Origin of the sequence: uncultured Merdimmobilis sp., assembly GCF_902471145.1 — a bacterium.
GTDB lineage: Bacteria > Bacillota > Clostridia > Oscillospirales > Ruminococcaceae > Merdimmobilis > Merdimmobilis hominis.
Genome location: NZ_CABRJC010000002.1, coordinates 187,978 through 208,397, shown reverse-complemented (window position 1 = coordinate 208,397; position 20,420 = coordinate 187,978). Strand labels below are relative to the sequence as shown.

Here is a 20,420-nt window from a genome sequence, read left to right as displayed (position 1 = left end):
CGGCTTGCCCTGGTTTTGGACGGCGGCCGTCTCACTTTACGAGGATTTTGAAAGGAGGAAGGCTCCTGTGAAATACATCGCTGACGACCAATCCCTTTCCCCAGAGGCCTTTCTCACCCTGGCCAACCAGGTTTGGCCAGGCGAGTATGATCTGGAAAAGACCCGGATCGCCCTGGAAAAAACACAGAATATCACCGCCTATCAAGGGGAACGGCTGATCGGGTGCCTCCGCATTCTCTCCGACGGATATTATTTTGGCACCATCACCGAGCTGCTGGTGTTGCCGGAGTTTCAAAAACAGGGAATCGGAAGCCAACTTTTAAATCTGGCCAAAACCCACGCCCCCACGCTTCTGTACTTCGGCGCGCAGCCGGGGGTCGAACCCTTCTATGAAAAGAACGGCTGCCAAAAAGGCATGCAGTCCTATATTATCCCCAAAACCAAGCCATTCATATCCCTGTAAAGGAACAAAATGCCTTGAGGGAGCAAGAAAGGAGCTTTCCCCCTTATGCTGCAATCCATGGAAGAACTGGAACAACTGGCGAGTCAATGCCGGAACTGCAAACTTTGTGAGACCCGCAACAACGTGGTGTTTGGGGTAGGCAATCCCCAGGCGGAAATCCTGTTCATTGGGGAAGGGCCCGGTGAAAACGAGGATTTGCAGGGCGAACCCTTTGTGGGCCGCGCTGGCCAGCTGCTGGACAAGTACCTGGCAGCGGTAGACCTTTCCCGGGAGAAGAATATCTACATCGGCAATATGGTCAAATGCCGCCCGCCCAAGAACCGAGATCCTCAGCCTGATGAGGTCAGCGCCTGCATCGGCTATTTGCGCAACCAGGTGGCTATCATCCGGCCTAAAATCATCGTCTGCCTGGGGCGGATCGCCGCCCAATACATCATCTCCCCCGATTTTAAGGTCACCCGCCAGCATGGGGAATTCTCTCTCAAAAACGGGGTTTGGATGATGGGCACCTTCCACCCTGCCGCCCTTCTGCGCAACCCAGCAAACAAACCCGCCGCTTTGGAGGATTTCCAGAAGCTGCGGGAAAAAATCAATGAAGTCTGTACCCATACTTATTAAATATAACCACTGCGCTAAAATGGCCGGCCTTCCCATGTTGGGGAAGGCCGGCCATTTTCTGTTGCCACGCCGAGGAAGCCTCACAGCTCACACGGCGCGGAAGGGTCGTTTTCCCCCTGTGCCGCTCCCTTTTATTCAGCAGGGAGGCAAAAGAGAATAACGAAGTTTGGGCGGCGGCAATGCAAAACTTCTGCTTGCCATCCGCCCCGGAGCGCACCATCTTATAAAAAAGCCGACCAACCCTTAGGGCTTTATTTTCCCAAATGGACGGCTTTATCTGCATTTCAGCCGGATCAGCGCGGTTTCCCCAAATGCCCGGGGACTACCGCTGCTTCACCTTGATGCGGGGATGGAGAGACTTTGCCACCCGCTCCCCTTTGACAGTGATTTTGGCAAGCCCTTTGCACAATTCCGCCCGGTCAAACAAAAACTCCGGATGCAGCTGGGCATCCTCAGCCATTTGGCAAAACTGGGCGAACAAATCGCTGTTGGCGATGGCGTCATAATCCGACACCACCCGGATTTTAAGGTCGTAATCCAGGAAAACCAACCCCTTCTCCTCCAGGGAGGCAAGGGCGGAACCGATGGTCTTCACCTGCTCCATCGAATCATCTGAGCGTTCAATGACCACGTTGTCCAGCGCGGTAGAAACCAAGGATGACTCCTTGGTGCTGTGCAGTTCAAACCGGCCAATGGGGAAGCGGTTGCAGTCCCGCACAGCCAGGAGCAGTTCTTTTTCCAGGTGGGTCAAACCCTCCGCAATCATACTCATAGAAACACCTCTTTCTCATGGATGTTGTGCCGCAAGCCTGCACAGGCCGGTAAAAACTCCACCCAGCCTCCGCCGCAGGAAGGGCCCGCCGCCCGACAGCAATTCTGCGATTGTCACAGGTCTCCCTGTGGCTATGGTACCACGAATGCCTCTTTCTTGCAAGAATTTCCAAAATTTCCGTTGTGTCAAGGCCCAAATGGACTGAATACCATGACAATAGAATCATCAAAGGAGGAATGACCGTGTCCCTGGAACAAAATCAGGTGCAATTTTTTCTGGGAGCCAACGCCCCCCAGGGCTTTGTCTCCCGGTTCGATCAGCTGTGCCGGCAGGATTGGCGGTGCTTTATCTTAAAAGGGGCCCCAGGCCTGGGAAAATCCACCCTCATGCGCCAAGCCGCCGCCCTCTTGCAGGACCGCTGTGAAAACATCGAATACATCCTCTGCTCCTCTGATCCCCACTCGCTGGATGCTGTGCTGTTTCACGACCTGAAGATCGCCATTGCCGACGGCACCTCGCCCCATGTCATCGAGCCCATGTTCCCCGGGGTGTGCGAACGGGTGGTACAGCTCTCCGACTGCCTGGATGACGATTCCCTTTTCCAATTGCGGGACGAAATAATCCCCTTATATCTCAGTGGGATGCACACCGGCGAACAGGCCAGCCGGTACCTCAGCGCCGCCGCGGCCTTGTTAGGCGATACATACCGCATCGCCTTGGAGTGCACCGACGCCGCCAAAATTGCCCGGTTTGCCCAGCGGGTGGCCTCCCGGGAGTTCAAACGCACCGGCGATCGCAAAGGGACAGAGCATTTCCGCTTCCTCTCCGCCTTCACCGGCGAAGGGTGCGTCACCTTGGACCACACCGCCCGGCTGCTGGCCGAGCGCATCTATTTTTTGGAGGACGACTGGGGGGCCTCATCCCGCCTGCTCCTCTACCATCTGCGCACCTTGGCGTTGGATGCGGGATATGATGTCATCACCTGCCAATCCCCCCTCTACCCCGATGACCGGATGGAACACCTGTTTATCCCCCAGCTCTCTCTGGGCTTCATGAGCGTCCACTTCGGCCACCGCCCTGTACTGGAGCCTTACAAGGTGGTCAACGCCCGTCGGTTCACCGATCAGAGTGCCATTAAACTGCGCAAAAAGCGGATTTCCTTCAACCGCAAAGCCGCCCTCCAGATGTTGGAGCAGGCCACTTTGCTGCTGTTTGAGGGGATGGAGAACCACCGCTGCATCGAGGGGTACTATGCCTCTGCCCTGGATTATGAACACCTGGACCAGCTGGCCGATGGGATGCTCCGCCGGCTTGTCCGCATGGCGGATGAGGCCCTCCCCCCATTTGAAGGTTGAGGGCCCTGCCGCTAGCAGGTTTGGAGAACTTGCCGCCGTTTTGGGGGCGATCCCAAGGTTTCGGACCGTTTCCCTGTTGATTCCAAGGGCACCTTGCCCCGTTATGGCTTTGGAAAGCTTTTGATCTTCCCCCGCATCCGATACTGCCGCCCGCAGGCCGGGCAGTGGAATTCCCGGTCCAGCCGGTGGCCGCAGCGGCAGACCCAGCCCATAGCCCGGGCCGGGGTGCCCGCCACCAGTTGGTGGGCAGGGACATCTTTGGTGACCACTGCCCCAGCGGCCACCATGGCCCACCGCCCGATGGTCAGCCCAGACAATATGGTCGCATTGGCCCCGATGGTCGCCCCCTCCCGCACCAGGGTGGGAAGGTATCCACCGGGGCCTTTGGGATAGGGGGCGCGGGGGGTGCGGTCGTTGGTGAACACCGCTGACGGGCCGCAGAACACCTGGTCTTCCAAGGTCACCCCCTGATAAACCGAGACATTGTTTTGGATTTTTACCCCATTGCCCACCCGGACGCCGGGGCCCAGGTTGACATTCTGCCCCAAGGTGCAGTATTCCCCCACCGATGCCCCCGCCTGGAGATGGCAGAACTGCCACACCCGGGTGCCATCCCCTAGGACAACCCCTTCGTCCAAGATGCTGGTGGGGTGGACCATCGCCTTTTCCACAATCACATCCCCCCGATTCGGTAAACCCCAAGGAGGGCCGCACCGATCAGGGCGGCGTCCTCCCCCAGGGTTCCCCACAGGATGGGCGGCACTGCCACACAACGGCCGGACAGCATCGCCGCTGCCCGCCTCTGTAAGAGCGGTAGAAGGAGATCCCCCCGTGCGGTGCCCCCTAAGAGAATCCGCTGGGGCTGGAGCACCCGGACAAGGCCGGCGATTCCCGCCGCGGCCGATTCCACATACCGGTCCAAAGCTTGCCGGGCAGCCTCATCCCCTTCGCTGGCAGCCAGGAGAACCCGGTCAGGAGTCAAGGCCCCCTCTGCCGCCTCCATCCGGGCAACCAGGGATTCGGGGGCTTTCCTCCCCTCCCGGCGGGCCGCCTCCACTAGGGAATGAAGGGAAGCTGCGCCCTCCCAATCCTCCCAGCCGGAGGCGCCGTCGCTGACTAAAGTCATCCGCCGCTTGGCATAAGGTGGCTCCCCCAGCCGGTCATCGGCCAGGAGGGCCCCGCCCTCCCCGGTGTCGAGCAGGACCATCACCGCCGACGAGTCCCCTCGGGCCGCGCCGAATATCCCTTCGGCCAGCAGCATGGAGCCAACCCGGCTCTCCGAGAGCACCGTCCTTCCCAAGGACTCCCCTAAGCGCTCCGCTAGGGGGATATCCTCCCATCCAGGCCAGGTGAGGCGCCCATTTCCCCCAAAATCCGGGGAGCAGACCCCCAGTTCTACCACCGCCTCCCAGGGGAGCCCCTCCTCCTCCGGCAGGGCGCGGCAGAGGGCGGTCAGGTCCAAGAGGGCCTCACTGGGGCGATTTTTGTAGGAATCCAGCTGTTTTTTTCTATGTATGATCCCGTCTTGCCCCACCAAAGCCGCAGCGGTAAACTGGTCGCAAAGCTCAAGTCCGATCCGCATGTTCTCACCTCACACATGTATTTGCTGCTTCGGCCCTTTGGCCGCTGAACGGCGCAGCAAGTTTAAATCCTTGTGCTGCCAGATGGCGGTCATGCAAAAACCAAAGGCCAGCATCAGAAACACCAGGCTGTACAGCGGCGGCCACTGGGCCGAAATCATCTTGGAGGCCGTGTAAAACAGCCCCAGCCCCAAAGCCGCACATAGGTTTCTTGATCGGGTGAGTCCGGCGGTTTGCCCATCCTGCGCTTGACACTTCATACGCATGGAATCACCTCCCCGTGTTCCTTCTCATAAAGTTCCAACGATTGTTGAAAGCCGGGGGCATTCCCCCACAATGGCTTCCCACCCATTGTAACAGCTGTATTTGGAAAATTTTGTCACTCCTTTGCAGCAAACCCGCATAAAAGAGGGTTTTTTCCCTTTTGCGGGCGCTTGCCCTTAACCTGGATTTTGTTTTGGCTTCGCCGCCAAACTGCTGCACCCCTTTTTTAACAAGAGCCGATTAAAACTGTGGAAAACCTTCCCCATTCTCCTATAAAGCCGCTGAGAAACGGAAAAATTGAATAATTTGTGAATTCTCAAGGGGGTTCTGGCTGCTCCCCTTGATTTTTCCCAGCGAGGGAACTACAATAGTGTTAGCACTCAAATTATATGAGTGCCAAAATTTCACACAATTCCTTTTTCATAGAGTTTAAGAAAGGACGATCCGCCATGGAAACCAAAGAATTTAAAGCTGAATCCAAGCGCCTTTTGGATTTGATGATCAACTCCATCTACACCCACAAGGAAATCTTTTTGCGGGAGCTGATCTCCAACGCCAGCGACGCCATCGACAAGCTGTATTACCACAGCCTCAGCGGGGAGGTCAGCGGCCTTTCCCGGGACGATTTTTCCATCAACATTGCCCTGGATAAGGAAAACCGCACCATCACCATCACCGACAACGGCTGCGGCATGACCAAGGACGAGCTGGAGGCCAACCTGGGCACCATCGCCAAAAGCGGCTCCCTGGACTTTAAACAGACCCAGGAGAAGAACGACGACATCGACATCATCGGCCAGTTCGGCGTGGGGTTCTACTCCGCCTTCATGGTCAGCGACTGTGTCACCGTCACCTCCCGGGCCTTTGGCTCCGACGAGGCCTGGCAGTGGCAGTCCCACGGGGCGGAGGGCTACACCCTGGAACCCGCCCAAATGGAGGGCCATGGCACCCGGATCGTCCTCTCCCTCAAAGAGAGCTCCGAGGAGGAGAACTACGACGAGTTTTTGCAGGATTACCGGATCACCGGCCTGGTAAAACAGTATTCCGATTACATCCGCTACCCCATCCGCATGGCGGTGGAGCGCAGCCGGATCAAAGAGGGCACCGGCACCGAGGACAAGCCCGCTGAATACGAGACCTACACCGAAGTGGAGACCCTCAACAGCATGGTGCCCATCTGGCGCAAGCAGAAGAGCGAGGTCACCGATGAGGATTACAACAACTTCTACAAGGAGAAATTCTTCGACTATGAGGATCCCCTTAAGGTGATCCGCACCAGCACCGAAGGCGCCGCCACCTACGACGCCCTGCTGTTCATCCCCAGCCGGGCCCCCCTCAACTATTACAGCAAGGACTATGAAAAGGGCCTGCAGCTCTATGCCAGCGGGGTACTGATCATGCAGCGGTGTGCCGACCTGCTGCCTGACTGCTTCAGCTTTGTCCGCGGGCTGGTGGATTCCCAGGATCTGTCCCTAAACATCTCCCGGGAGATGCTACAGCACGACCGGCAGCTCAAAGTCATCGCCGGCCGGCTGGAAAAGAAGATCAAATCAGAGCTGCTCTCCATGCTGAAAAACGACCGGGAAACCTACGATAAATTCTTCAAGGCCTTTGGCCTCCAGCTGAAATACGGCCTGTACAGCGGCTACGGCCAGAACAAGGAGCTTTTGCAGGATCTGGTACTCTTCTACTCCTCTAGTGAGAAGAAGTTGGTCTCCCTGGAAGAATACGTCTCCCGCATGAAGGAGGACCAGAAATACATCTACTATGTCTGCGGCGAAAGCGTAAACCGCATCGACCACCTGCCTCAGATCGAGCTCCTCAAGGATAAGGGGTATGAGGTCCTCTACCTGACCGATGAAATCGATGAGTTCGCCCTCAAGATGCTCTACACCTACGCCGATAAGGAGTTCCGCTCCGCTTCGGACAGCGACCTGGGCCTGGAGACCGAGGAGGAAAAAGAGGAAGCCAAAAAACAGGCCGAGGAAAACAAACCCCTCCTGGACTTCCTCAAGGATTCCCTGGAGGGCAAGGTCAGCGCGGTGCGCCTCTCCCAGAAGCTGAAATCCCATCCTGTCTGCCTCTCCAGCGACGGCCCCCTCTCCATTGAGATGGAAAAGGTTCTCAACTCCCTGCCCGCCGCCGAAGAAAAGGTCAAGGCGGAGCGGGTCTTAGAGATCAACGCCGGCCACCCGGTGTTCGGGAAGCTCCAGGCCCTGTACGCCGACCCATCCAAACAGGACCGGGTAAAAGCCTATGCCGGCCTTCTGTACAACCAGGCCCTGCTTATCGAAGGGCTGCCCATCGAAGACCCGGTGGCCTTCTCCAACAGCATCTGCGAACTGATGCAGGAATAGCCGTCCCCCTCTCAAACCAAAATGCATATCCCCGGATGACAAAAGCAGCCGCTTTCTTCAAGCGGCTGCTTTTTTATATTCCCATTCCCAACCGATTCTGTGAATCCCCCACAGCTACAGGATGATGCAGATAAGGCCGCTGCATCCCTCGTTGATGATCCGCTCCACCGTCTCCTGGAGCTTGAGCCGGGCGTCCGCCGGCATGCGGTACAGCTTGTTGTGAAGCCCCTCGTTGACCAGCTCATGGAGGGATTTGCCGAAGATGTTGGACTCCCAGATTTTTTGGGGGCTCTCCTCAAATTCCTTGAGCAGGTAGACCACCAATTCCTCCGACTGCTTCTCACTGCCGACGATTGGGGAAACCTCCGTCATGATGTCCGCCCGCATCATGTGGATAGAGGGGGCGCTGGCCCGCAGTTTGACCCCAAAACGGCCCCCCTGCTTGACGATCTCCGGCTCTTCCAGAGTCAGCTCCTCCATGGAGGGCATGACGATGCCGTAGCCGGTGGCCGCCACCTCTTCCAGGGCCCCCTGGATGCGGTCGTATTCCTTCTTCACCTTGGCCAGGTTTGCCAGGCAGGGCACCAGGCCTTCCTCGCCGCCGATGTCCAGGCCGGTGGCCTCCTCCAACACCTGGTAGAAAAGCTCCGGCTTCACATGGACGCAGACCCGCGCGCTGCCGCTGCCCAGGTCAAACCGCCGCACCTGGGCGTCGTCCACCCGGGGGCAGCTGCCCAGCGAGGCGAAAGCGTCTTTGATCTGGCTGATGTGGCCGATGTTCTTGGCTGCTGAAGCGATGGCCTCAAACAGCTCCTTTTTCAGCCAATGGTCTTTGTCCAGGGAGACGATCCACTTGGGCATCTCCACCGAGATCTCCTTGACTGGGAACTGGTGGAGCACCTGGGTCAAAATTTCCCGGATGTCCTCCTCACTGAGATCCAGGCAGCTGACCGCCACAACTGGGACCTGGTACCGGTTCTCCAATTCCGCCCGCAGCTCCTGAGCCGCAGAGGAATGGGGCATGGTGGAGTTTAAAAGGACCACAAAGGGCTTTTCGATCTCTTTGAGCTCGCTGATGACCCGTTCCTCTGCTTCCTGGTACTCCGCCCGGGGGATGTCGCTGATGCTGCCGTCGGTGGTGACCACCAAGCCGATGGTGCTGTGTTCGGTGATCACCTTCTGGGTGCCGATCTCCGCCGCCATATTGAAGGGGATTTCCCCGGCAAACCAAGGGGTCTGCACCATCCGCGGCTGTTCGTTTTCTATGTACCCGATGGAACTGGGAAGGATATACCCCACACAGTCGATCATCCGTACCCGGAAGGCGACCTCGTCGTCCACCTGGATCTCCACCGCATCCTCTGGGATGAACTTGGGTTCCGTGGTCATAATGGTTTTGCCCGCCGCCGACTGGGGCAGCTCGTCAATGGCCCGCTCCCGGCGGAACTGGCTGTCGATGTTGGGCAGCACCAAGGTTTCCATAAAGCGTTTGATAAAGGTGGATTTGCCGGTCCGCACCGGCCCCACCACCCCGATGTAAATGTCGCCGTCGGTCCGTTCGGCGATGTCATGATAGATGTTGCGGCTTTCCATGCCCATACCCCTTTCCTGGCTGTTGCTCATACTCGTTTCTGCCGCCCCTTACATGGGGATGAGCAGGGAACGCTTCTCCCCGATGACCGTTCCGGTCAGCCCATTGTCCGCCAAGATCTTCTCCATAGAGGTGTTGTACCGCTTGGCGACCTCCCACAGGTTTTCCCCTGCGTCGGCAAAGTAGATGGTCAGGGAGACACTGGGATCCTTTTCCTTGGGGTGTTCCTCATCCACCGTCAAACTGGTGAGCACCGCCTCCGGCTCGGAGCAGTAGACTGGCCCGGTGATGCCGATTTCACAGCGGATCTCCGCCCGTCCGCTCCCCGAGGAGGTGAAACCCACATCCAGGATGGAGAATTCCCCCAAAAACTCCATGGGCCGCTGGCAGTCGATGTCGATCTCATGGGTGAAGGGCTCGGTTTTGTCGAAGTACTCCATCCCGCCGTCCTCCATGGAGCAGAACATGCTGATGAGCAGCCGTCCCGCCGCCGTGGCTTTGCCCGCTTCGGCGGAGAATTCCTCCCCTTGGACACGGCACCACAAATCCAGAATCCGGACGGCCCCGTCTGGCAGGTCCACCGACTCCTGGTAAACATGGCTTTCGTCCACCGCTTCGGCCAGGCGCCCCAATGAGACGGTCTTTTGCTGGCAGCTGGACTCATATTGGGTGGAATAGCAGTCGGACACCAAGGGGATGGTCTCGTTTCGATGGCAGAGCACCTTAGCTTCCAGCACCGCCTCCAATGCCAGCACCCGGGATTGGCCGTCTGGGTCAGCTTTGGGCTGGACGTCCAAGCTGGAGACCTGTAGGCTCACGATGCAGCGGGTCTGTTCCTCCATGCCATCCACATCCAGGATCTGGCTGAAGGGGACGGTGTGGTCGGTGGAATCCAATTGGTTGTCATCCCCGTCGCAGAGGTAGAAGACATGAAGCTTCAACTCCCCTTTGAGGACAATTTTGCCCGCCACCTGTTTTTTGTCGGTGATCCGGGCAAACCCACTGCACCGCAGGGGCAGCCGGATAGAGGGCTTGTCGCTGGGCAGTTCCAATTCCTCCCGCAAGGTGAAGGGGCGCACCTCCTGACCGGTGACCCGGGTGACCTCCCGCTCCTCACCGCGGGTCAAAACCCCCATTCCCTCGGCCCCGGCCACCACATCCTCTTCCCGGCAGGCGGTGACTAGGATGGAAAGGGAGATCGCCCCCCGCAGATCCAATCGCCGGGGGCTGACTGCGCGGCAGTTGAAGTACCCCACCGAGGGGGAGACACGGACTACCGGACGGCTGGAGGAGGGCTTGATCTCCACCACGCGGCTAAAGGGAATTTTATACTCGGCGCTGCGCAGGCACCCAGCATCGGATAAATAGAATACTCGGGCAGCTGCCACGCCGTCCACCGTCAATTGGCTGCCGGAAACTTGGTTCCCGGTTAAAATTGGCGTGACTTCACACCGAAGGATTTTGACAATATCTGGGCAATAATCCGGCAGCAGGGCGTCACACTCAATGGGCTGCTCCACCGTGGTGCGGCAGAGCGTTTCGTTTATGGCAACCGATTGTCTTTTCAGCTGTAGTTCCATAGGACAACCTCTCCTCTACTCAATTCTACAGCCACTATATGTCCTTCAAAAGTGGGATATGCCAACCTCTCCCTTCAATTCTATAAAAAGGGCTTGTCCTTTTCATACAAAGGGAGACAGGACGGCCCTGCCGCCCTTGCAGCATGACCGCCCCACCACCGCTACGCTGGTTCTTTTTCAATTTTGAAGATCATCCGCAAAATGCCAGCGAGGAATCTTGGGCTTTTCACCACGACAATTTTCATAGGAGCCTCCCTCCTTGGGCGTCACCGGCAACAGGCGCAGCCCATACAGATCATAAGTACACCTGCGATCACAAGCACAAACCGCAGGGAGCAGAAAAGCGCCATGACAATGCCCACCCCGAAGGCTATGGCGATTATCGCCAAGGGATTGGTATAGTATCCAAATCTTCTCGGCCGGCGGCACCGCATCGCTTTCCCTCCCATCGTTCGGTTCTGTGTACCCCATACTACGCAAAACTGGGGGAAAGGGTGCATTGGCCGCCATTTTTGCATAATAAAATACGCACTCCTGCAAAACAGGACAAGGTTTTTGGTATTTTCCACCGGAAAGTTGTTTCTATTCCCAGCATAATTACTCAGCAAAAGTCTTTTGCCTCGATATATTATGCATGGGAGAGGTGCAGAATTTATTCACCAAACAAAGAAATATTCTATATATTTATACATAAAATTTGTTATATTTTTGTTATAATGTCATATATTATCTGCACAAAAATTATTGTATTATATGAACTTCATAAAATATCGTTGACTTGTTAATAGATTTTTCATATAATATCAATCACAATGAATATAGTAAATCCAGCAAATCTAAACATGAAGGAGGACCGTCCCACCAAACAATTTTGAAAGGTTTTACTGTATGTCATGCTTATGATCGTTTTTTCAATTTAATCGTGAGGTGAGTATTAATGGAACTAGAATACTTAAAACTAGCTAATAGCCCGCTCATGTGGATATCGGTTATCCCCGCTGTCGCGCTGGTTGTTCTGCAGGCCGCAATGTTCACTAAGCGTGCTGTGTCGGATGGCCTGAAGATGGGCGTTACTAAGGAGCAAATGATGATTGGCGCCAAGAGTGCTGCCACCGCCGCCATTGGCCCTTCCATCGTTGTCGTCATCGGCATGGTTGCCCTTCTAGCCTCGGTAGGTGGCCCTGTCGCCTGGATGCGCCTTGCTTACATTGGTTCTGTCACTTACGAACTGGGCGCCGCTGATAAAGCAACAGCCGCAGTCGGCTGCCAGCTGGGTACCTCCAACATGACCGAAGAGGCTTTTGCCTGCGCTGTATGGGTTATGTGTATCTGCTGCTTGGGCTGGATCATCATCTCCGCCCTGTTTACCGACAAAATGGGTGTCCTTCGGGATAAAGTTGCCGGCAGCAACGCGGCAAAAATGGCCGTTATCAGCACCGGCGGCGGCATGGGTGCCTTTGGTTACCAGTGCTTCGACCGCGCATTCCCTATCGTCAGCAATGGCAGTTTCAGCGCGCAGACCGCTGCTGTTATTGTTGGTTTTATTGTGACTGTTGCTTTGACTTTATACGCCAATAAAACCAATGCTTCTTGGGCGAAAAAATTTGGTATGACCATCGCTATGATCGTCGGCATGATTGGCGGCACCATCTTCCTCCTGTAGTTCCAGAAAATCTGCTGTTCTGTAATCCCCATGAAATCGCGATAAGGAGTGAAACATATGGAATCCAAAACTTCTGTATTTAGAGACGAATTCCTACCATATATTATCAAATGGGGCCGCGGCCTGAACCTGTTTGGCGTTGTCCTTTGCTTCGGCCCCTGTTTGGCCTTGGCTATTCAGGGAATTGTTCCTCCGTGGGCTGGCTTGGCTGCCGGCTTGGCAGTTCAGCTTCCCTCCGTTGCCTCCGCCTATTTTTATGAGCCCATTTCCTACTTTGCTGTTTTGGGTATCCCTGGTTCCTACATGGCGTTCCTGTCCGGCAACATCGCCAACATGCGCGTCCCCTGTTCCGCCATCGCCCAAGAAGCTGCCGGCGTAGCGGAAGGCAGTGATGAGGGCACCATCATCGCCACTATCGGTATTGCCGTATCCATCATTGTCAACCTGGTTATCTTGACTGCTGGTGTTCTGGCTGGTGCTTATGTCTTCGAGCTTCTTCCCCAAATCGTGAAGGATGGCTTGAACTTGATGTTGCCCGCTCTGTTCGCTTCTATGTTAGCTAGCAATATCGTCAAACTGCCTAAACTGGCTCTTGTCTCGGTTCCCTTGTCTTTCTGTATGACTATGCTGAAGAAGACCAACGTTCTGGCCGCTTTCCTCCCCTCTTGGGCGGTTATGCCTATCGTTATTCTGACTTCCGTCTTCGGCACTATGGGCTTGGGCCTTGTGATGGTCAATAAAGGTATCATTAAAGCTTAATCACTTCTTCTCTTTTGAGTTCCACGAGAGGGGATCGCCTGGAGCGGCTACCAGGCGGTCCCCTCATTTTTATTCCCTTAAGGTCGTAAACAACCTTCTTCCTTTTACGGGGGAATTTCGAATTGGTTGTTTAAAATTCCAATCAGTACATAAAAAGCCCCCTCCCACGACGGGAGGGGGCTTTTTGTCTATCCTTCGATCTCGTACTTGCCGTTGCTTTCTTTATAAGAGGTCATCTTATGGACATCGTCCTGGCTGCGCACCAACTTGCCTTGTAGTATCTCCTCCCCCTGTGGGTTTTGAATGGAGATGGAAAGGGATTGAAGCTCCCCAATAGGTAGGTCCATGGGCATTTGCAGCCGGAAGTAGGCGTATTTGCCCTTAAATTCCTTGGTGTAGAATACAACATCCTGGAAGGTCTCCCCGGTGTCGTCGTTGGTCACCCGGAAGGTATAGCCGTCAATCCAGGATTCTTTGGCGTCGTTCTTGTTGAGCCGCAGGCCAAGCTGCAATTCCTTTTGGTCTGCAAAATAGGTGACAAAGTGGACAACCGCCCGGTCTTCCCGGAGGATGGTTTCTTCTCCCCCCAAAACATAAACGTTTTGATAGTCCTGGAACTTCTTTCCATCCTCAAAAATCAGCAGGTAGTTCACCGTTTTCTCAAAAAACACGGTGAACACCCCAACAACCAACCCCAGAACCAAGGCGAATGTAATATAGCTTTTGATCTGTTTTCTTGTCATGCTCCCACTCCTCATTGTATGTAATCTGCTCCCGCTATATCTGGGATACCATCACCAGCAATGTGCCCTTAGCCAGGGTGATGGACGCTGACGGGGCCGCAAAGTGGTTGCTCACCCCCAAGGGGAACCCATTGGTAAGCCGGGCGCCCTGAAGGGGATAGTAAAGGCCCTGGAAGGTGACCCCCTCCACCTGTTCCCCATAGGAGAACACCGAGACCGCCACCCCTTCTTCCCGGGGGAGGATGAGCGTCTCACCACCAAAGAGGAGATAGGCCCGGTCGCGGGCGCCCACGAGCCAGCCTTTCTTTCCCGCCTGCCGCAGGTACATAAGGGATTGCAGATTGGCAAAGCTGTGATCCATCCGCCCCCCCAAGGCGGCCAGGAGGAGGATCTCCTCATAGCCCCGGTGAATGGCCTCTTTGATAGCCAGCATGGTGTCGGTGTCGTCCTTGATGCTGGAAAACCCCTCAGTGGGTACCCCTTCCGGGAGATCCCCCTCATAGGAGTCAAAATCCCCCAAAATCAGGTCAGGCCGCACCCCCAGGGTTTTGGCATGGGCATATCCACCGTCACAGCAGATGAGGAAATCCCCAGGCCGTATCACATCTTGGTAGCGGCTGGGCTCCCCCAGTTCCCCTGCCGTGATGATTACACATCGTTTTGTCATTTCAATTCCCACTCTTTGATGTTTTTTGCATCCTCATACAACGAAAGATAGCTCTCATGGCGGGATTTGGGGATTTCCCCCGCCTCCACCGCCGCCAAGACCGCGCACCCTTTCTCCTTGGTGTGGGAGCAGCCGGTGAACCGGCATTTGGTCCGGTAGGGTTCAAACTCTGGGAAGCAGAGCTCCAAATCCTCTTTGAGGATCACCTGGAACCGCTCCAAATCCACCGCGGAAAAACCAGGGGTATCGGCTATGTAACCACCGCCGGGCTGCTCATACAGCTGCACATGGCGGGTGGTGTGCCGGCCGCGCCCCAGCTTTTGGCTGATTTGGGCGGTCTCAATGGAGAGGCGAGGGTCTATGCGGTTTAATAGGCTGGATTTTCCCACCCCTGTATTTCCGGTGAAGGCGCAGAGCTTGCCAGACAAAAAGGCCCGGACCTCCTCCACCCCTTCCCCAGTCTCACTAGACACCACAAACACCGGATATCCCACCTTGCGGTAAATGTCCGCCACCGGGGATGGGTCTTCCAGGTCGCTTTTGGTCAGCACAATGGCCGGGGGGATATTCTGGCATTCGGCAATGGCCAGCAGTTTATCCAGCACCAGAAGGTTGGGGAGCGGTTCACAGGAGGATACCACCAGCACCAGCAGATCCAAATTGGCCACTGGCGGGCGGACTAAGCTGTTTTTCCGGGGGAGGATCGCCACAACCTGGCCCTTTCCTTCCCCGGTTTCCTCCAGCTCCACCCGGTCCCCCACACAGGGGCTGATTTCCTGCTTGCGGAACAGGCCCCGGGCGCGGCATTCCACCTCCTGCCCCTCCCCGGTTTTCACATAGTAAAACCCGGAGAGGGCCCGCACAATCAATCCTTCTTTTGCCATCCGCTGCCCTGCTTTCTATTCAAAATCGTTGTTGTAGGTTTTGGTCTTGTCATAGGTTCCCTCGTCGAAATCGATGGTGTAATCCTGGTATTTCTTTTCATCTACCAAGATCTGCACCTTGGCGGTTCCCTCCCCTTCAAAACGGGGCTGCCAGGTGCGCACCTCGCTGGGATCGAGGAGTTCCTCATGAAGGAGTTTGCCGTCGATGGTGGCCTGCACCTTGACCAGGCCCTCAATCCGGGGCAGCTTGACACTCAAGGTCACGCTGGGCAGCTCCCGGTCGCCGTAACTGACCACCAGGTTGACCTTGCCGCCCTGCTGGATCTCCTGCCCCTCCATCGGGTCTTGGGAGATGACCACGTCCTCCGGCTTGTCGCTGGGTTCGTGGCTGACAGTGCCCAGCTGGAGCTTGTTGGCCTCCAGCACCAGTTTGGCATCCTCCAGGCTCAAACCTGTCAGGTCAGGGGCGTCGATCATCTTGTTCTCCGCACCCTTGCTCACCTTGACGATGACGGTATCCCCTTCGGCCACCTGGCCGCCTTTACCCGGCTCGGTAATCACCACATAGCCGGCAGGCACATCGTCGTGGTAAACTTCCACTGTCTCATAGTGGAGGCCCAATTCCTTCAGTTTGGCGTAGACCTCGTTTTCCTCCTGGCTGATGTAGCTGGGCAGGGTGATCATCTTCTGGCCGCCGCTGACCTTTACCTTGATCTTGGTGCCGCTTTTCACCTTGCGGCCCGCCTTGGGGTTCTGGTCGTAGATGACCCCTTTTTCATAATCTTTGTTGAATTCGGTGGAGATCACCTCGATGGTGAATACCCCTTGGTAAGCTTCGGTGGTTCGCACCGTCTCGTATTTATTGCCCACCAACTGGGGGACCTCCACATCCGGCACAGTGGCAAAGGGGTTGTTGATTTTGAGCATCACCAGGATGAAGATGCCGCACACCACCACAAAGGCAGCGGCAATTCCGCACAGGATGGTGATGATGGAGTTGTCTTCTTCCTCCTCCTCGCCGTTGGAGGATGGCCGCTTGGAGGCGAACCTCCCTCCGGTTTTGGCCGATTTGGTTGGTTTCTTGGCTTTTTTCTTTCCAGTGCCTTTTCCAGCCGCCTGGGAGTATTTTTTCCCGTCGATAGGCACTTCATTGGTCAGGTATTTGTATTCAAATAAAATGGTGGGATTCCGTTTGAACTCGTCGATGTCCCGGAGCATCTCTGCCGCCGACTGATAGCGTTGGGAAAGATCCTTCTGCATAGCCCGCATGGTGATTTCCTCCAGCCCTTCGGGGATGGCCGGGTTGATGCTCCGCGGGCGGATGGGGGCGGACTGGATCTGCTTCATGGCCACCGAGATGGCGTTCTCCGCCTCAAAGGGTAGGCGGCCGGTGAGCATTTCAAACAGCATAACGCCCACCGAGTAGATGTCGGTGCGGGCGTCGGTGGTCTCCCCCTGGGCCTGCTCCGGGCTGATGTAATGCACCGAACCGATGGCGCGGTCGGTGAGGGTCTTGGTCTCGCTGCGGGAGAACCGGGCGATGCCAAAATCGGTAATCTTGATGGTGCCGTCGGAAAGGAGCATGATGTTCTGGGGCTTGACGTCCCGGTGGACGATGCCCTTGTCGTGGGCATGCTGCAGGGCCCGCAGGATCTGAACGGTGAAATGGACCGCTTCCTTCCAACTCAGGGCGCCCTGCTGCTCGATGTACTCCTTCAAGGTGATGCCGTCGATGTACTCCATGACAATGGACTGCATCCGGTCGGAGAAGCTGACATCGTACACCTTTACAATATTGGGGTGGGAGAGGACCGCAATGGCTTTGGATTCATTTTTAAACCGCCGGAGGAATTCCTCATTGTCCAGGTATTCCTCCCGCAGAATTTTAACGGCTACCACCCGGTTTTCAATTACATCCCGGGCTTTGTAGACGTTGGCCATTCCCCCAACGCCGATCAATTCTGTGATTTCATACCGTCCGTCCAGCCGTTTCCCCAAATATTTATCCACGGCAGTTCGCCTCCTCTCGCTCTTGTGCAATCACCACTGCGGTGATGTTATCCCCGCCGCCGCCTCGGTTGGCCGCGTCAATCAGCGGGTCTACGGCGCCCAAACGGCCGCACTCCTCCAACAGGGAGGGCAGCTGCTGCTCGCCCACATAGTTGTATAGTCCGTCGCTGCAGATGAGGAGGAGCTCCCCAGGCCGCAGGGTATATTCCATATAATCGGTGGCAAGGGTGGGCTCTACCCCCAACGCACGGGTGATGTAATGGCGCTGGGGATGGGTCTTGGCCTCATCCGGGGTGATCTCCCCCCGCTCCAGCAGGAGCTGGACCACCGTGTGATCCCTGGTCAGCTGGGAGACTTCCCCTTTGCTGTACCGGTAGGCCCGGCTATCCCCGGCGCTGAGCAGGTAGACGGTAGCCCCCAGCACCACCGCCGCGACGATGGTAGTGCCCATGCCTTTCAGCTCCGGTTTGCGGCGGGCCATGTCATGGACGGTGGCATTGGCCCCCGCCACGGCGCATTCCAACACCGATTTGATCTCCCCGGCACCGATGCCTGGCCGGATATCCCGCCCCAGCATGTTGCCGATGATCTCCACTGCGGTTTGGCTGGCCACCTGGCCGCCCCTCTCCCCGCCCATCCCGTCACAGACGACGGCGTACAGAAGGTCCGGGGAGAGAATCCGGTAGCGGAAGCTGTCCTGATTGCTTTTGCGCACTTCGCCGATGTGGGTGTCGCCAAAAATCTTCATCGCTGCTGCGCCTCCTGTTCCGCGGCCCGGCGGAGCTGTCCGCAGGCGGCGTTGATGTCGCTCCCCAGTTCCCGGCGCACGGTGGCGTTGATCCCCAACTTTTCCAGCTGCTGCTGGAACCGGGCAATGCTCTCCCGGCTGCCCCGCTGGTACCCCCGCTCCTTCACCGGGTTGACCGGGATCAGGTTGACATGGCAGGGCATCCCTTTGAGGAGGGCCGCCAGCTCCTTGGCGTCCTGGGGCCGGTCGTTGACCCCGCCGATGAGGGCGTATTCAAAGGAGATCCGCCGCCCAGTGACCCGGAAGTAATCCCGGCAGGCCTTCATCAGTTCCGCTACATTGTATTTTTTGTTGACCGGCATAGTCCGGTTGCGGATCTCGTCATTGGGGGCATGCAGGCTGATGGAAAGGGTCAGTTGGAGCTTCTTTTCCATCAGCTTGTAGATGCCGTCCACCAGGCCGCAGGTGGAGAGGGACACATGCCGTAGGCTCAGGTTCATCCCCTCAGGGCTGGAGAGGATCTCCAGGAACTGCATCACGTTGTCAAAATTATCAAGGGGTTCACCGATGCCCATCAGCACGATGCTGGCCACCTTCTCCCCCGATTCCCGCTGGGCGGCGTAAACCTCCTCCAGCATTTCGGAAGGGGTCAGGTTGCGCACCAGCCCGCCCAGGGTGGAAGCGCAGAAGTTGCAGCCCATGCGGCACCCCACCTGGGAGGAGATGCACAGGCTGTTGCCGTGCTTGTATTTCATCAAAACGGTCTCAATGCAGTTGCCATCCCGAAGCTGGAAAAGGAACTTTTGGGTCCCGTCCAGCTTGGAGACTAATTTGCGCGCCACCTTGTGCACCGTTATGTACCCCTCTTGGGCAAGGCGGTCCCGCAGCGCCTGGGGGAGGTTGGTCATCTCCTCAAAAGATGTCACCTGCTTCTGGTGCAGCCAGGAATAGACCTGGCCTGCCCGGAAGGCCGGCTGGCCCATCTCCCCCAACAGGGTTTTTAACTCCCCCAAGGTGAGGGATTTGTAATCAATCTTTGTCATCATGCCGTACCCGCTCCATGGTCGAGATGAAAAATCCGTCGGTGTCCCCTTGATGGGGGAACAAGGTCACGGTGTGGCCGGAGCTCCCCAGGGATTGGGGGAGGCGGCAGGGGGCAAAGTCCCGATGCTCCGCCAAAAAGCGTTCCACTACCCCTTCGTTTTCCCCAGGATTCAGGGTGCAGGTGGAGTAGAGGAGGATTCCCCCCTTCTTCACATAGTTTGCGGAATTGGAAAGGATGTTATACTGCAATTGGGGAATCTCCCCCAGTTCTTCTGGGTTTTTGTACTTGATTTCCGGTTTGCGGCGGATGATGCCCAGCCCGGAACAGGGAGCGTCGCACAGCACCCGGTCAAACAGCCCCAGTTTGGAGTTGTAGCGGGAGGCATCTCCCTCCTTGGCGGCGATGCAGCCGATGCCCAGACGCTGGGCGCCTTCGGCCACCAAGGCAGCCCGGGCCCGGTACAGATCCATGGCAAGCAGTTCCCCTTCCCCATGCATCCACTGGGCGGCGGTGAAGGATTTTCCCCCCGGCGCGGCGCAGATGTCCAGCACCCGCATCCCCGGCCGGGCATCCAACGCTTTCACACACAGCTGGGAGGATTTATCCTGGACGTGGAACAGGCCCTCCTGGAAGGCCGGGAGGGCGGTGACATCCCCAGTGCCGGAAACCCGAAGGCAGTTTTCCTCCATCTCATCCCGCCGGACCACCGCGCCCTCCTCCTCCAATTGGACGGAGAGGGCGTCCGCTGTAGTCTTCAAGGTGTTGACCCGGATGTAGACCGGCGGCCGGCCCAAGCTGGTCTTTAAAATCCCCTCGGTGTTCTCCTCCCCATAGCTGTCCAGCCAGAGCTGCACCAGCCACACCGGGCAGGAGTATTGGATGGAGAGTTGATCCGCCCGGCTGCCCGCCATCCGGGGCACCCGCTTGCCGGACCGCAAAAAGGCCCGCAACACCCCGTTGACAAAGCCTCCCGCGCTCTCCTTGCGGAAAACCCGGGTCAGGTTGACCGCCTCGTTGACGGCGGCGCTGTCCGGCACCGAATCCATATACAATATCTGGTACAGGCTGACCCGCAGGATCTCCCGCACCTGGGGGGTGAGTTTTTCCACCGGGGTTTTGGAAAACCCGGCGATGCAGTGGTCCAAAGTTAGCATCCGCTCCAGGACGCCATAAAACAAGGCGGTAGCAAAGGCCGCGTCCCGCAGGTCGAGGCCGCTTTGCTCCAGCGCCTTGTCGATGACAATGTTGGAATATCCCTTGCTGCCGTTGACCTTTCCCAAGGCCTCAACCGCAATTTGTCTGGCAGTTTTCATCTGTGCTC

The 20,420-nt window shown here is 56.9% G+C and carries 20 protein-coding genes; 6 read left to right on the top strand and 14 right to left on the bottom strand.

Annotated features, from left to right (window positions below; translation table 11 throughout):
* Positions 1 to 67: 67 nt before the first annotated feature.
* Positions 68 to 463: a GNAT family N-acetyltransferase gene (locus tag RDQ42_RS02395; RefSeq protein WP_054332114.1), complete on the top strand. Its 396-nt coding sequence runs from the start codon at positions 68 to 70 to the stop codon at positions 461 to 463.
* A gap of 45 nt (positions 464 to 508) precedes the next feature.
* Positions 509 to 1,081, top strand: coding sequence for a uracil-DNA glycosylase family protein (locus RDQ42_RS02390; RefSeq protein ID WP_054332115.1), 573 nt, complete (start codon positions 509 to 511; stop codon positions 1,079 to 1,081).
* Between the two features lie 322 nt (positions 1,082 to 1,403).
* On the opposite strand, the gene RDQ42_RS02385 is transcribed toward RDQ42_RS02390, so the two are convergent.
* Positions 1,404 to 1,853 carry a hypothetical protein gene (locus RDQ42_RS02385; RefSeq protein WP_054332116.1) on the bottom strand — a complete coding sequence of 150 codons (450 nt, stop codon included), beginning with the start codon at positions 1,851 to 1,853 and terminating at the stop codon, positions 1,404 to 1,406.
* Positions 1,854 to 2,095: 242 nt separating this feature from the next.
* On the opposite strand from RDQ42_RS02385, the gene RDQ42_RS02380 reads away from it, so the two are divergent.
* Entirely contained in the window at positions 2,096 to 3,208 is a 1,113-nt protein-coding gene (locus RDQ42_RS02380) for an AAA family ATPase (RefSeq protein ID WP_308588205.1), read from the top strand.
* A gap of 101 nt (positions 3,209 to 3,309) precedes the next feature.
* Here the strand turns inward: RDQ42_RS02380 and RDQ42_RS02375 are convergent, their stop codons facing one another.
* From RDQ42_RS02375 to RDQ42_RS02365, 3 genes are read right to left on the bottom strand one after another with little or no spacing between them, the layout of a single operon-like run.
* The gene (locus RDQ42_RS02375; protein ID WP_231358732.1) at positions 3,310 to 3,879 is read right to left on the bottom strand and encodes an acyltransferase; all 570 of its coding nucleotides are present in this window, start codon (positions 3,877 to 3,879) and stop codon (positions 3,310 to 3,312) included.
* A 2-nt stretch (positions 3,880 to 3,881) separates the two neighbouring features.
* Complete coding sequence (locus tag RDQ42_RS02370) at positions 3,882 to 4,790, bottom strand: ROK family protein (RefSeq protein WP_071427387.1); 909 nt, start codon at positions 4,788 to 4,790, stop codon at positions 3,882 to 3,884.
* Between the two features lie 9 nt (positions 4,791 to 4,799).
* Positions 4,800 to 5,048, bottom strand: coding sequence for a hypothetical protein (locus RDQ42_RS02365; RefSeq protein WP_143117161.1), 249 nt, complete (start codon positions 5,046 to 5,048; stop codon positions 4,800 to 4,802).
* Positions 5,049 to 5,501: 453 nt separating this feature from the next.
* Here RDQ42_RS02365 and htpG point away from each other — a divergent pair, with 453 nt between their 5' ends.
* Positions 5,502 to 7,409, top strand: coding sequence for a molecular chaperone HtpG (htpG, locus tag RDQ42_RS02360; RefSeq protein ID WP_231358731.1), 1,908 nt, complete (start codon positions 5,502 to 5,504; stop codon positions 7,407 to 7,409).
* Between the two features lie 114 nt (positions 7,410 to 7,523).
* Here the strand turns inward: htpG and spoIVA are convergent, their stop codons facing one another.
* The 3 genes from spoIVA to spoVM form a co-directional block, all read right to left on the bottom strand.
* Entirely contained in the window at positions 7,524 to 9,002 is a 1,479-nt protein-coding gene (gene spoIVA, locus RDQ42_RS02355) for a stage IV sporulation protein A (protein ID WP_071428413.1), read from the bottom strand.
* A gap of 48 nt (positions 9,003 to 9,050) precedes the next feature.
* The gene (locus RDQ42_RS02350) at positions 9,051 to 10,580 is read right to left on the bottom strand and encodes an SPOCS domain-containing protein (RefSeq protein WP_071427389.1); all 1,530 of its coding nucleotides are present in this window, start codon (positions 10,578 to 10,580) and stop codon (positions 9,051 to 9,053) included.
* A 161-nt stretch (positions 10,581 to 10,741) separates the two neighbouring features.
* A complete protein-coding gene (gene spoVM / locus RDQ42_RS09990) occupies positions 10,742 to 10,825 on the bottom strand; it encodes a stage V sporulation protein SpoVM (protein ID WP_143117257.1) in 84 nt (27 codons plus the stop codon).
* A gap of 692 nt (positions 10,826 to 11,517) precedes the next feature.
* Between spoVM and RDQ42_RS02345 the strand changes: the two genes are divergently transcribed.
* Both RDQ42_RS02345 and RDQ42_RS02340 read left to right on the top strand, forming a co-directional pair.
* Positions 11,518 to 12,243, top strand: a complete 726-nt coding sequence (locus RDQ42_RS02345) for a DUF5058 family protein (RefSeq protein WP_074026309.1) — start codon at positions 11,518 to 11,520, stop codon at positions 12,241 to 12,243.
* A gap of 57 nt (positions 12,244 to 12,300) precedes the next feature.
* Entirely contained in the window at positions 12,301 to 13,002 is a 702-nt protein-coding gene (locus tag RDQ42_RS02340; RefSeq protein WP_054332123.1) for a hypothetical protein, read from the top strand.
* A 188-nt stretch (positions 13,003 to 13,190) separates the two neighbouring features.
* Here the strand turns inward: RDQ42_RS02340 and RDQ42_RS02335 are convergent, their stop codons facing one another.
* Genes RDQ42_RS02335 through rsmB form a run of 7 tightly spaced genes read right to left on the bottom strand, consistent with a single transcriptional unit; the run spans position 13,191 to position 20,412 of the window.
* Positions 13,191 to 13,745: a hypothetical protein gene (locus tag RDQ42_RS02335; protein ID WP_231358729.1), complete on the bottom strand. Its 555-nt coding sequence runs from the start codon at positions 13,743 to 13,745 to the stop codon at positions 13,191 to 13,193.
* Positions 13,746 to 13,779: 34 nt separating this feature from the next.
* The gene (locus RDQ42_RS02330; RefSeq protein WP_054332125.1) at positions 13,780 to 14,412 is read right to left on the bottom strand and encodes a thiamine diphosphokinase; all 633 of its coding nucleotides are present in this window, start codon (positions 14,410 to 14,412) and stop codon (positions 13,780 to 13,782) included.
* A complete protein-coding gene (rsgA, locus tag RDQ42_RS02325; protein WP_054332126.1) occupies positions 14,409 to 15,296 on the bottom strand; it encodes a ribosome small subunit-dependent GTPase A in 888 nt (295 codons plus the stop codon). Before rsgA ends, RDQ42_RS02330 begins: the two co-directional genes overlap by 4 nt.
* A gap of 15 nt (positions 15,297 to 15,311) precedes the next feature.
* A complete protein-coding gene (gene pknB / locus RDQ42_RS02320) occupies positions 15,312 to 17,306 on the bottom strand; it encodes a Stk1 family PASTA domain-containing Ser/Thr kinase (RefSeq protein ID WP_054332127.1) in 1,995 nt (664 codons plus the stop codon).
* Positions 17,299 to 18,054 carry a Stp1/IreP family PP2C-type Ser/Thr phosphatase gene (locus tag RDQ42_RS02315; protein WP_054332128.1) on the bottom strand — a complete coding sequence of 252 codons (756 nt, stop codon included), beginning with the start codon at positions 18,052 to 18,054 and terminating at the stop codon, positions 17,299 to 17,301. The genes pknB and RDQ42_RS02315 overlap by 8 nt, the downstream gene beginning before the upstream one ends.
* Positions 18,051 to 19,097 carry a 23S rRNA (adenine(2503)-C(2))-methyltransferase RlmN gene (gene rlmN, locus RDQ42_RS02310; RefSeq protein ID WP_054332149.1) on the bottom strand — a complete coding sequence of 349 codons (1,047 nt, stop codon included), beginning with the start codon at positions 19,095 to 19,097 and terminating at the stop codon, positions 18,051 to 18,053. Before rlmN ends, RDQ42_RS02315 begins: the two co-directional genes overlap by 4 nt.
* Positions 19,084 to 20,412: a 16S rRNA (cytosine(967)-C(5))-methyltransferase RsmB gene (gene rsmB / locus RDQ42_RS02305; RefSeq protein ID WP_308588202.1), complete on the bottom strand. Its 1,329-nt coding sequence runs from the start codon at positions 20,410 to 20,412 to the stop codon at positions 19,084 to 19,086. The genes rlmN and rsmB overlap by 14 nt, the downstream gene beginning before the upstream one ends.
* Between the last annotated feature and the right edge of the window lie 8 nt (positions 20,413 to 20,420).